The sequence below is a fragment of the Arenimonas sp. genome (assembly GCF_019459675.1).
Lineage (GTDB): Bacteria > Pseudomonadota > Gammaproteobacteria > Xanthomonadales > Xanthomonadaceae > Arenimonas.
This window is the reverse complement of the sequence record NZ_JAIBFH010000316.1, coordinates 1-11,419: the sequence shown is the minus strand read 5'-3', so window position 1 is coordinate 11,419 and position 11,419 is coordinate 1. Positions and strand designations below refer to the sequence as shown.

The following is an 11,419-nucleotide window of genomic DNA, read 5'->3' as shown; positions in this document are numbered from 1 at the left end:
GAGGGCGGAGGCGGCGCCCGAGACGCCCTTGGCCAGCTGCGCCGCGCTGCGCATTTCGCCGTACATGTCCAGGTCGTTGTTGCTGGGGCAACCGTCGGTACCCAACGCCAGATTGACGCCCGCCTGCTGCAGCTTGTGGGTGGGGCAGAAGCCCGAGGCCAGCTTGAGGTTGGATTCCGGGCAGTGCACCACCGACACGCCGCGCTCGGCGCACAGGGCGATCTCGGCGTCGCTCAGGTCAGTCATGTGCACGGCCATCAAGCGGTCGTTCACCAGGCCCAGGCGGTCCAGGCGCGCCAGCTGCCGTGAACCGTGCTGCTTGATCGCCTCGGTGTTCTCGTGCGCGGTTTCGTGGATATGGCAGTGCACCACCAGGTCGAGCTGGTCGGACAGCATGCGGATGCGTTCGAACGCGGCGTCGTTCACCGTGTACGGCGCGTGCGGCACGAAACAGGTGGTCACCAGCGGGTTGCGCCGCCAGTTGTCGTGCACTTCCAGGCCTTTCTCGAAGTACTCGTCCTGGGTGCGGGCCCAGGCGGTCGGGAAATCGATGACCGGCAGGCCCACCAGCGCGCGGAAGCCCAGGCGCGAATACGTGGCCGCCTGCACGTCGGGAAAGAAGTAGTTCTCGGCGCAGGCGGTGGTGCCGCCGCGCACCATCTCGGCCACCGCCAGCTCGATGCCGTCGGCCACGAATTCCGGCCCGATCACCTGGCCTTCGATCGGCCAGATGTGCTGCTGCAGCCAGGTCATCAGCGGCAGGTCATCGGCTACGCCGCGCAGCAGCGTCATCGGGTTGTGGCAGTGGGCGTTCACCAGGCCCGGCACCAGCACCGCGCCCGGGCGGCTCACCACTTGCGCGGCCTGGAACCGCGCGCGGGCCTCGGCCCGCGGCAGCACCGCCACGATCACGCCGGCACTGACCGCCACCGCGTGGTCTTCCAGCACCACGCCGTGCGGCTCTACCGGCACCACCCAGCCCGCTTCGATCAGCAGGTCGCAGGCCTGGGGCACCGCCGTGGCCGGCATGCGGTTACTTCACCCGGCCGACGTACTCGCCGGAGCGGGTGTCGACCCTGATGATCTCGTCCTGGTTGACGAACAGCGGCACGCGCACCACGGCGCCGGTTTCGAGCTTGGCCGGCTTGCCGCCGCCGCCCGAGGTGTCGCCGCGCACGCCCGGATCGGTCTCGACGATCTTGAGCTCGACGAAGTTGGGCGCCTGCACCGCGATCGGGGTGCCGTTCCACAGCGTCACCACGCAGGGCTCTTCGCCCTTGAGGTAGTTCTTGGTGTCGCCCACGCCGGCCGCGTCGCACTGCACCTGCTCGAAGCTTTCGGCCTGCATGAAGTGCCAGTACTCGCCGTCGGTGTAGAGGAACTGCATGTCGGTGTCCATCACGTCGGCCGCTTCCAGGCTGTCGGTGGCCTTCATGGTGAGTTCGACCGTGCGGCCGGACTTGATGAAGCGGTACTTGATGCGGGTGAAGGCCTGGCCCTTGCCGGGCTTGACGTACTCGGTGTCGGTGATCACGCACGGCTCGCCGTTGACGATGATCTTGAGGCCGTTTTTGACGTCGTTCATGCCGTAGCTGGCCATGCTTGCTCCTGGGTGAAAGGCCGGGCCACCCCGGACAAGGGCGGCGGCGCGGCTACAATGGGGGATTCTGCGGGCCCCCGGGGGCCCCGTCCTAGCCCGACATGATAACCGCCCAACCCCCCTCATCGCAGCAAGAACCGCGCCACGCCCCGGTCCGCTGGCAGCAGCTGTGGCGCGACGCCATCCGCGAGCCCGCCGAACTGCTGGACCTGCTGGGCCTGCCGCAGCTGGCGTCGCGCGTGTCGGCCACCGCTTCGATCCAGTTCGCGATGCGCGTGCCGCGCGGTTTCGCCGCGCGCATGCGCCACGGCGACCCCGACGATCCGCTGCTGCGCCAGGTGCTGCCGCTGGACGAAGAGGACCGGGTGGTGCCGGGCTTCGACCTGGACGCGGTCGGTGACCTGGACGCCAGCGGCGGCGCCGGCATCCTGCACAAGTACGAGGGTCGGGCCCTGCTGGTGGCCACCGGCAGCTGCGCCATCCACTGCCGTTACTGCTTCCGCAGGCATTTCCCCTACGGCGAACAGACCGCGGCCGCCGGCCAGTGGCGCGAGTCGCTGGACTACCTGGCCGCGGACCCCAGCATCAGCGAAGTCCTCCTTTCGGGCGGCGACCCGCTGTCCCTGTCCACCCCCAAGCTGGCCGAGTTCACCGACGCCCTGGCCCGCCTGCCCCACGTGCGCCGGCTGCGCCTGCATACCCGCCTGCCGGTGGTGCTGCCCGAGCGGGTGGACGCGGAACTGCTGGCCTGGCTGTCGGCCCTGCCCCAGCGCGTGGTCGTGGTGATCCACGCCAACCACGCCAACGAAATCGACGAATCGGTGGCACGAGCCGTGGCGCGGCTGCGCGACGCCGGCGCCACCGTGCTCAACCAGGCGGTGCTGCTGCGCGGAGTGAATGATTCAGTGCCTGCGCTGGCCGATCTTTCTGACCGACTGTTCGACGCCGGGGTGCTGCCGTACTACCTGCACCTGCTGGACCGGGTGGCCGGAAGCGCCCATTTTGAAGTGCCGGTGGACGAGGCGAAGCAGCTTCACGAAATGCTGTCGGCCCGCCTCCCAGGCTATCTGGTGCCGCGCCTGGTCCGGGAGGTCGCCGGAGCGCCGGCGAAACTGCCGGCCTGAAATGGTTTTCCCCCGTGCACTTTTGGTATTGTTTCAATCCCCCCTGCAAGTCTTTGAATAAAAAGGACACCCCTCCATGGCACAGCAGGACGCCGTCCTCCGCCTGCTCCTGGTCGAAGACCAAACCGAAGACGCCGAGCATTTGATCAGCCTGCTTCGCAACGGCGGTATCGCCGTGCGTCCGCAGCGCCCCGAGGACGAGAGCGACCTGATTCGCCTGCTCGAGTCCCAGAGCATCGACCTGGTGCTGGCGGCGGCCAACGCCAACTACCTGCCGCTGGCCACGGTGGTGCAGCGCGTCACGGCCACCGGCAAGGACATTCCGATCGTGGCGTCCACCGCGGTGCTGGACGAAAAAACCGTGATGGACGCGCTGGCCGCCGGCACCCGCGACATTGCCCTGCGCACCCGCCCCGAGCACGTGCAGGCGGTGGTGCGCAATGAGTTTGCCGCCCTGCTTGCGCGCCGCGCCCTGCGCCACCTCGAGGCCTCCCTGCGCGAAACCGAACGCCGCTGCGACGCGCTGATTGCCTCGTCGCGCGATCCCATCGCCTACGTGCACGAAGGCATGCACATCCGGGCGAACGACGCCTACCTGGAAATGTTCGGCTTCGAGGACTTCGACGAGATCGAGGGCCTTTCGGTGCTGGACCTGATCGACGCCAAGCATGCCGACCTGTTTAAGCAGGTGCTCAAGAAGATTTCCAAGGGCGAAACGCCGCCGCGCCAGCTCGACCTGCAGGCGCAGCGCGCCGACGGCAGCACCTTCGATGCGGTGATGGAGTTCACCAGCGCCACGTATGAAGGCGAGTCCTGCCTGCAGATCGTGTTCCGCCAGCAGACCGTGGACGCCGATATGGTCAAGGAGCTGGACACCCTGCGCCAGCGCGACTCGCTGACCGGGCTGTTCAATCGCCAGTACTTCATGACCGAGCTGGAAGCCGCCGTGGTCAAGGCAGCCGACGGCAAGGGCCAGCAGGCCTTCCTGCTGGTGGAGCCCGACCATTACGAAAACATGGTGGGCGAGATCGGCCTGGCCTCGGCCGACGACCTGATCAAGGGCTTCGCCGAGCGCCTCCAGGGCGCCCTGGACGCCGACACCCTGGCCGCCCGCCTGAGTGACCACGGCTTCGCGGTGCTGTGCCTGGGCCACGACCACAAGGCCAGCCTGGCGCAGGCCGAGCGCATCCGCGAGGCCTTCCATGGCCACATCCTCGACCTGGGCGAGCGTTCGGTGAACCCCAGCGTCAGCATCGGCGGCGTGCAGGTGGGCGAGCGCATCGCCAGCGTTTCCCAGGTGATGAGCAAATCCAGCCAGTGCCTGGCGTCCTGCGTGGGCATGGGCGGCAACCGGGTGGAGATCTTCGACCCGGCCGCGCGCGATCGCGCCGAGGAAGAGCGCATCCAGGCCTGGGTGGTACGTATCCGCGAGGCGCTGGCCGGCGACCAGTTCACCCTGCACTACCAGCCGATCATCAGCCTGACCGGTGCCGAGGAAGAGAACTACGACGTCTACCTGCGCATGAAGGGCCCGGGCGGCGAAGTCATCCCGCCGCTGACCTACCTGGCCATCGCCGAAGAGCACGGCCTGCTGGACGACATCGACCGCTGGGTGATCAAGCGCGCCGTGGCCGTCATCGGCGAGCGGATGAAGGCGGGCAAGCACACCAACCTGTTCGTGAAAGTCACGCCGGCTTCGCTGGTGGAAGGCGGGCTGGAAGGCTTCATCGCCGAGCAGCTGGCCGCGCACGCCGTTCCCGGCGACCGGCTGGTGCTGCAGATCCCCGAATCGAAGGTGTTCACCCACCTCAAGGCGGTCCAGGCCTTCCAGGCGGCCGTGGCGGCCCTGGGCTGCCGGGTGGCGCTGGAGCAGTTCGGCACCGGCCTGAACTCGTTCCAGATGCTCAGCCACTTCGACCCCGCCATCCTGAAGATCGACCGCGGCTTCATCACCGAGATGGGCAAGAACGCCGAGATGCAGCAGCAGGTGCGCGACATCGTCAGCAAGGCCCACGCCGCCGGCAAACAGACGGTGGCGGAGTTCGTGTCCGACGCCGCCACCATGAGCGTGCTGTTCTCGATGGGCATGGACTTCGTGGAAGGCAACTTCCTGGCGGCGCCCGGGCCGACGATGAACTACGACTTCGGTTGAAGCCAGGGGCGTCGGCCCCTTGGCCTGGCAGTCGAACCAAAGAAAAGCCCGCCATTCGGCGGGCTTTTCACATCAGGCAACGGCGCGCCTCAGGTGCGGACCGTGGCCGAGCTGGCCGGGGCGTCGCGCAGGGCCTGGATGCGCTCGGCCAGCGGCGGGTGGCTCATGAACAGGCGCTTGAAGCCGCCGCCCACGCTGCCCGAGATGCCGAACGCGCGCACCTGGCTGGGCAGCGTGCTCTGGCCGTAGGTGCTGGCCAGCTTCTGCAGCGCGGCGATCATCTTCTCGCGGCCCGCCAGGTTGGCGCCGCCGGCATCGGCGCGGAATTCGCGCCAGCGGCTGAACCACATCGCGATGATGGACGCCAGCACGCCAAACACCATGTCCAGCACGAACACGATGGCGTAGTAGGCGATGCCGCCGCCCTCGCGGTTGCCGGTGAGCCACGAATCAATGATGCGTCCCACGATGCGCGCCATGAAGATGACGAAGGTGTTCAGCACGCCCTGGATCAGCGCCATCGTCACCATGTCGCCATTGGCCACGTGGCTGACTTCGTGCGCCAGCACGGCCTCGGCCTCGTCGCGGTTCATGGCCCGCAGCAGGCCGGTGGACACCGCCACCAGCGAATTGTTGCGGCTGGGGCCGGTGGCGAAGGCATTGATCTCGGGCGCGTCGTAGATACCCACTTCCGGAATCTTGATGCCGGCCGCTTCGGCCTGGCGGCGCACGGTGTTGTAAAGCCAGGTCTCGGCTTCATTGCGCGGCTGGGTGATCAGCTGCATGCCGGTGGCGCGCTTGGCCATCCACTTGGAAACGGCCAGCGATATCAGCGAACCGCCGAAGCCGAACATGGCCGCGAACAGCAGCAGCGTGCCGTTGTTGCCCAGCGTGACGCCGAACACGCCCTGGAGGACGCTCAACACGACGCCCAGCAGGACCATGACGGCCAGGTTGGTGGCGAGGAACAGAGCGATGCGCTTGAACATGACGGGTTTTCCTGGGGTTGAGAACGCTGCGATTCCGCAGCCGTGGGGTTAAATGTACGCTGGCAGGGTGAATTTCAAGTCGCCATGACCCCCAATCCAAGCCCGCGAGGACGTTTCGCCCCTTCGCCCACCGGCGCCCTGCACCTGGGTTCGCTGGTGGCCGCGGTGGGCAGCTGGCTGATGGCCCGACGCCGCGGCGGGGATTGGCTGGTGCGTATGGAAGACCTCGATCCGCCGCGTGAAGTTCCCGGCGCCGCTGAACGGCAGATCCAGACCCTGGCCGCCTTCGGCATGACGTCCGACGCACCGGTGCTTTGGCAGAGCCGGCGCGGCGACGCCTATGCCGCCGCCCTTGAGCCGCTGCTGGCGGCGGGACTGGCCTTTGAATGCCGCTGCAGCCGCAGCGACCTGGCCGCCACCGGCGGCATCCACCGCCACTGCGTGGCCGGCAACCGCCAGCGCCCCGCGGCCATCCGCCTGAGGGTTCCCGATACGGTGCTTGGATTCGACGACGGGCTACAGGGCCCGCAGGCGCAGTCGCTGGCCACCGAGGTGGGCGATTTCGTGCTGCGTCGGGCCGACGGGCCCTGGGCCTATCAACTGGCCGTGGTGGTGGACGACGCCGCGCAGGGCATCACCGACGTAGTGCGCGGCGCCGACCTGCTGGACTCCACGCCCCGGCAGATTTTCCTCCAGCGCCAGCTCGGCCTGCCCACGCCTGCCTACGCGCACCTGCCGCTGCTGGTGGACGCGCAGGGCAAAAAACTGGGCAAATCGCTCGCCTCGATCCCGGTGGACCCCGCCGCGCCAAAGCCGGCGCTGCTGGCGGCCTGGCGATTCCTGGGCCAGACGGGGCGGCCGTTCGACGACGCCGGCCCGGTGGAGTCCGCGCTGGTGAGAGCACTCGCGCACTTCGATCCACAGCGCATACCCCGGGTTCTTCACGCCACCATCGATGCACCTGTTAGCGGGGCTGCCGGCCCAACGTAAGCCGTGCCGGCAAGCGGCCGCGCTTGCTTGCACGCCGAGCCGCGCTGGGGGATGCTTCATGCCCCATCGTCGCCGCGTCGGCGCGAACTTACCGGTGCCCTAAATGCCGCAGGTCCGCATCATCAAGAAGTACCCGAATCGCCGGCTGTACGACACGGAGATATCGAGCTACATCACTTTGGAAGACGTTCGCCAGCTGATCGTGGACCGCGAAGAGTTCATCGTGCGCGATGCCAAGTCGGGCAATGACCTTACGCGCAGCGTGCTGATGCAGATCATCGCCGAACATGAAGAACACGGGCAGCCGATCTTCAGCGCAGAAATGCTGACGCAGGTGATCCGCTTCCGCGGCGATTCGCTGCAGGGCGTGATGGGCAGCTTCCTGGAGCGCAGCCTGCAGTTCTTCCTCGACCAGCAGCAGCAGTTCCGCGGCCAGATCGGCAGCCTCGTCGGCCAGGCGCCGTGGACGCTGCTCAACTCGGTGGCCGAACGCAACATGGAACTGTGGCGTTCGTTCCAGCAGGGCCTGGGCGGAGGCGCCCCGCCGGCGGCCAAAGCGCGCGCGGTGAAGGCGCGCGGCACCAAGGCCGGCTCGAAGGCGGGCAGCAAGGCGAAATCGCAGTGAGCCAGGGCATGGCTGGAAAGCGCCGCGTGGCGCTGGTCACCGGCGGCACCGGCGGCATCGGCCGCGAAACCTGCCGCCAGCTCGCCGCGGCCGGCCTGCGGGTCGTCGCCGCCGACCTCCCGGGCGACGACGCGCGCCAGCAGGATTTCGCCCTCGCCATGCAGGGCCACGACGTCAGCTTCGTGGCCATGGATGTCACCGACCCGGCCGGCTGTGAGCGCGCGATCGCCGCCATCAGCGCCAGCCATGGCCCGGTGGACGTGCTGGTGAACGGCGCCGGCATCACCCGCGACGCGGTGCTGCGCAAGATGAGCCGTGACCAGTGGGACCAGGTGCTGTCGGTGAATCTCGACAGCGTCTTCACTCTTTGCAAGCTGCTGGCCGAAGGCATGTGCGAACGCGGGTACGGCCGCATCGTCAACATCAGTTCGGTGAACGGCCAGACCGGACAGTTCGGCCAGACCAACTACGCGGCGGCCAAGGCCGGCATGCACGGTTTCACCATGGCGCTGGCGCGGGAAGTGGCGCGCAAGGGCGTCACCGTGAACTCGGTCAGCCCGGGCTACATCCGCACCGCGATGACCGCCGCCATTCCCGAGGACGTGAAGCAGCAGGTGCTGGCGATGGTGCCCACCGGACGCATCGGCGAAGCGGCGGACGTGGCGCGCGCGGTGGTGTTCCTGTGCCACGAGGACGCGGGCTACCTCACCGGCGTCAACCTGCCGGTGAACGGCGGCCTGTTCATCAGCTTCTGAGCGCGGCTCAAAGGTCGCGCACCACCCGCAGCCCCAGGCGCGCATGCGTGGTGGTGGCCGACGCGGACTGGCGGTAGGCAGAACGCGCGCGGTCGAGCGTGCTGGCCCACGAGGCGCCGCGGATCACGCGCTCCTCGCAGCCCGGGTTCACCCAGGCCGTGCCGTCGGCGGGAGCGCGGCGGTAGCTGTCGTGCCAGCAGTCCTGTACCCACTCCGAGACGTTGCCGACCAAATCGAAAGTGCCCAAGGGCTCGGCCGGATAGCTGCGCACCGGTGCCGGACCCCAGTGGCCATCGCTGTAGCCCGGGATGGCGTTGGACCAGCGGCGCTTGAGGCGCGACTGGTCGCCGTCGCCCGTCAGGTTGCCCATCACGCGGGTGGGCGCGCCGTCGCCCCAGGCGTAGGCCTCGGTGCGGCCACCTCGCAGCGCATATTCGAACTCGGCTTCGCTGGGCAGGCGGTAGCGCCCGCCGGTCTGGGCCGACAGCCAGGCCACGTAGGCTTCCGCGTCCTCGAACGCCACGTGCACCACCGGCAGCGTGGGGCCGGCCGGGTTGCCGGCGTGGTCGCGGCGCCAGTCCACGCCGGAGTGTTCGCTCATCGCGCCGCCGCGCTCGTCGTAAACCGTCGAGCGGCCGCGGCGGGTGGCCAGGCTGCGGTAGCCGGTGGCTTCGACGAACTGTGCGAATTCGGCGACCGTGGTTTCGTTGCGCGCCATGGCCAGGCCGCGCTGAAAGACCACGGCATGGCGCGGACCTTCGTTGTCCTGCCGTCCCGCCTCGTCCTCGGGCGAACCCATGAGGTACTCGCCGTGCGGCAGCACCACCATCTCAGGCCCTTCGCCGCCGGCAGCCAGCGTTTCGCGGAATACCTGCCCCGGGCGGAAGCGGCCGTAGTGACGCGCCAGTTCGATGCGCTCGCTGAGCGCGTCCAGGCCGCGGGCCTGCAGTGAAACGCGCTCGGCCTGCGCCAACCGGCCGGCGGCCAGCTCAAGGTCCAGCGCATCCACCGCCGCATGGCCCTGCTCGAGCAGCTGTTCGGTGCGCGCCTGGCGCAGCTCGACGATGCGGGCCGCCATGTCCTGCAGCGCCGGGGACGCGGGAACGATGCGGGCGGCGTCGGCCTGCAGCCGCTCCGAGCCGGCGTAGTCGCCCTCCTGGGCCGCCGACAGCGCGCGGTTGAGATGGTCGGCCTGCAGCCGCGTCAGCCCGTCGTTGGCGGGAATGAAATCGGGATAGGCCTGCAGCGCCTCGCGGAAAGCCATTACCGCGCCCTTGCCCTCGGGCTTGAAGATACGCCCGGCGGCGAAGCGCGCTTCGCCCCGGCGCACCAGGGCCTGGGCGCGGATGGCGGCTTCGATTGCCTGGCGATACGAGGCCAGGCCTTCATGCTGCGGGCTGGCGCGCGCGATGACGCGCTCTATCCGCTGCCCCTCGTCCACCCGGCCCTCGGCCAGCGCGGCGCGGCCCTGCACCAGCAGCAGGTCGACGATGGCGTCCACGCCCGCCACCGCCTTGGCCTGGGACGGGTCGGTGGCGAGTACCCCCAGATACAGCTCCAGCGCACCGGCGCCGGGGCCGGGCGGGGCTGCCTCGTCCGATTCAGCCGGAAGGGCGGGCACGTCGGGCGTGAGCAGCTGGCCCGCTTCCACGGCCTGCGCCGCCGCGCGCAGGGTCGCGTTGAACTCTTCGGCGGGCACGGCCTCGATCACCGGGGTCCACGGCAACACCTCGGCCGCCGGTGCCACCGGCTCAACCTCGACATCGGCCTCAAGCTCCGCCGGATCGACGGTTTCCGGTGCCGGCGTATCGCCCTCCGGGTCACCGTCCACGCGGCCACCGCAGCCGGCCAGCAGGGCGCCGGCCAGCAGCAGGATCAGCATCGCGATTCGGGTGTTCAGGGTCATCTGCTGCCGATGGTACCGGAGGCTGAAACGACATGGGCGGGCCGAAGTTGGGCTAAGGTGCCGGCTTCCGCCAACTGCAGCCATCCTCTTGAGCCTCTGGATCGATACCCCGCAAGCCCTGTCCGAACGCCTGGCCCGCTGGGCCGGCGAGCCCCTCGTGGCCCTGGACACCGAATTCATCCGCGAACGCACCTACTACCCGCAGCTCGCCCTGGTGCAGCTGGCGGTACCGGGCGACATTCTGTTGGTGGACCCCCTGGTGCCCGGCATGGACGACGCGCTGCGGCCCCTGCTGGTGGATACGGCCGTGACCAAACTCATGCACAGCGCCAGCGAGGACCTGCAGGCCCTGATGCGCGGCTGCGCCGCCCTGCCCGCCCCGCTGTTCGACACCCAGGTGGCCGCCGCCCTGATCGGGCTCGGCGCTGGCCTGGGCTACCAGAAGCTGGTGGAACAGGTCACCGGCGTGGTGCTGGCCAAGGGCGAGACGCGCTCGGACTGGCTGCGCCGGCCGCTGAGCGATTCGCAGCTGCAGTACGCCGCCGACGACGTGCTGCACCTGCATGCCGTGCATGCCCTGCTGGACCAGAAGCTGGGCGAGCTGGGCCGGCACGACTGGCTGAACGCGGACGCCGAGCGATCGCTGCGCGGCGCCGCCCAGGAGGGCGAGGAGCCGTGGCCCCACCTGTCGGTGCGCAGCGCACAGGGCCTGGACGCCGAGGGGCAGGTGCGGCTGTGCCGCGTGCTGCGCTGGCGCGACATCGAAGCGCGCCGCAGCGACAAGCCCAAGAGCTGGATCATCGACAACGAGCTGGCGGTGGCCCTGGCCCGCCGCCCGCCGCGCGACTTCGCTGAATTCAACGCCGTGCTTGATCGCCACCCCAAGTCGCCCCGGAAGTCGCGGGCGGAACTGTGGGCGGTGCTGGAAGCGCCGCTTTCCGACGCCGATCGCCAGATCCCGCTGCAGCGCCCCGACGCCTACGACAAGCAGACGCTGAAGGCCATGCAGGAAGCGGTGGTGACGGTCGCACAGGCCAACGGCCTGCCCGAAGGGCTGCTCTGCGCCCGACGCCACCTCGAGGCGCTGCTGGAGGGCCGCGGCTGGCCGGACGCCCTGGCCGGATGGCGCCGGGAGCTGCTGGAACCTGCCCTGGCTCCGTTTTTGCCCAACCGCTAGCCACGGGCGCAGGGCATCCGTATAATTCGCGGACCTTCTGTGGGGGGGTAGCTCAGCTGGGAGAGCGCATCGTTCGCATCGATGAGGTCGTGGGTTCGATC

10 protein-coding genes are annotated in these 11,419 nt (G+C 69.1%); 6 read left to right on the top strand and 4 right to left on the bottom strand.

What is annotated here, in order from left to right; genetic code table 11:
- Together K0M70_RS10750 and efp are read right to left on the bottom strand one after the other, a co-directional pair.
- On the bottom strand, positions 1–1,029 hold a 1,029-nt coding region (locus K0M70_RS10750), incomplete at its 3' end, for an amidohydrolase family protein (protein ID WP_290781862.1).
- A 4-nt stretch (positions 1,030–1,033) separates the two neighbouring features.
- Positions 1,034–1,600: an elongation factor P gene (gene efp / locus K0M70_RS10745; protein WP_290781861.1), complete on the bottom strand. Its 567-nt coding sequence runs from the start codon at positions 1,598–1,600 to the stop codon at positions 1,034–1,036.
- 101 nt (positions 1,601–1,701) lie between these two features.
- Between efp and epmB the strand changes: the two genes are divergently transcribed.
- Together epmB and K0M70_RS10735 are read left to right on the top strand one after the other, a co-directional pair.
- Entirely contained in the window at positions 1,702–2,724 is a 1,023-nt protein-coding gene (gene epmB / locus K0M70_RS10740) for an EF-P beta-lysylation protein EpmB (protein WP_290781860.1), read from the top strand.
- A gap of 76 nt (positions 2,725–2,800) precedes the next feature.
- Positions 2,801–4,876 carry an EAL domain-containing protein gene (locus K0M70_RS10735; RefSeq protein WP_290781859.1) on the top strand — a complete coding sequence of 692 codons (2,076 nt, stop codon included), beginning with the start codon at positions 2,801–2,803 and terminating at the stop codon, positions 4,874–4,876.
- Between the two features lie 89 nt (positions 4,877–4,965).
- Here K0M70_RS10735 and htpX read toward each other — a convergent pair whose 3' ends face one another.
- Positions 4,966–5,865: a protease HtpX gene (htpX, locus tag K0M70_RS10730; protein WP_290781858.1), complete on the bottom strand. Its 900-nt coding sequence runs from the start codon at positions 5,863–5,865 to the stop codon at positions 4,966–4,968.
- A gap of 84 nt (positions 5,866–5,949) precedes the next feature.
- Here htpX and gluQRS point away from each other — a divergent pair, with 84 nt between their 5' ends.
- The 3 genes from gluQRS (at position 5,950) to K0M70_RS10715 (ending at position 8,235) form a co-directional block, all read left to right on the top strand.
- Entirely contained in the window at positions 5,950–6,855 is a 906-nt protein-coding gene (gene gluQRS, locus K0M70_RS10725) for a tRNA glutamyl-Q(34) synthetase GluQRS (protein WP_290781857.1), read from the top strand.
- A 103-nt stretch (positions 6,856–6,958) separates the two neighbouring features.
- Complete coding sequence (gene phaR / locus K0M70_RS10720; protein WP_290781856.1) at positions 6,959–7,480, top strand: polyhydroxyalkanoate synthesis repressor PhaR; 522 nt, start codon at positions 6,959–6,961, stop codon at positions 7,478–7,480.
- Positions 7,481–7,488: 8 nt separating this feature from the next.
- Positions 7,489–8,235, top strand: coding sequence for a beta-ketoacyl-ACP reductase (locus tag K0M70_RS10715; protein WP_290781855.1), 747 nt, complete (start codon positions 7,489–7,491; stop codon positions 8,233–8,235).
- Between the two features lie 7 nt (positions 8,236–8,242).
- Here K0M70_RS10715 and K0M70_RS10710 read toward each other — a convergent pair whose 3' ends face one another.
- On the bottom strand, positions 8,243–10,141 hold the full coding sequence (locus K0M70_RS10710) for a formylglycine-generating enzyme family protein (protein WP_290781854.1): 1,899 nt from the start codon (positions 10,139–10,141) through the stop codon (positions 8,243–8,245).
- A gap of 88 nt (positions 10,142–10,229) precedes the next feature.
- Here K0M70_RS10710 and rnd point away from each other — a divergent pair, with 88 nt between their 5' ends.
- On the top strand, positions 10,230–11,318 hold the full coding sequence (rnd, locus tag K0M70_RS10705; protein WP_290781853.1) for a ribonuclease D: 1,089 nt from the start codon (positions 10,230–10,232) through the stop codon (positions 11,316–11,318).
- Positions 11,319–11,419: the final 101 nt, after the last annotated feature.

What these genes read in the sequence shown, in the direction of transcription:
- htpX (WP_290781858.1), bottom strand. Translation starts at nt 5,865, where the DNA reads ATGTTCAAGCGCATCGCTCTGTTCCTCGCCACCAACCTGGCCGTCATG.
- K0M70_RS10715 (WP_290781855.1), top strand. Translation starts at nt 7,489, where the DNA reads ATGGCTGGAAAGCGCCGCGTGGCGCTGGTCACCGGCGGCACCGGCGGC.
- gluQRS (WP_290781857.1), top strand. Translation starts at nt 5,950, where the DNA reads ATGACCCCCAATCCAAGCCCGCGAGGACGTTTCGCCCCTTCGCCCACC.
- efp (WP_290781861.1), bottom strand. Translation starts at nt 1,600, where the DNA reads ATGGCCAGCTACGGCATGAACGACGTCAAAAACGGCCTCAAGATCATC.
- K0M70_RS10735 (WP_290781859.1), top strand. Translation starts at nt 2,801, where the DNA reads ATGGCACAGCAGGACGCCGTCCTCCGCCTGCTCCTGGTCGAAGACCAA.
- epmB (WP_290781860.1), top strand. Translation starts at nt 1,702, where the DNA reads ATGATAACCGCCCAACCCCCCTCATCGCAGCAAGAACCGCGCCACGCC.
- K0M70_RS10710 (WP_290781854.1), bottom strand. Translation starts at nt 10,141, where the DNA reads ATGACCCTGAACACCCGAATCGCGATGCTGATCCTGCTGCTGGCCGGC.
- phaR (WP_290781856.1), top strand. Translation starts at nt 6,959, where the DNA reads ATGCCGCAGGTCCGCATCATCAAGAAGTACCCGAATCGCCGGCTGTAC.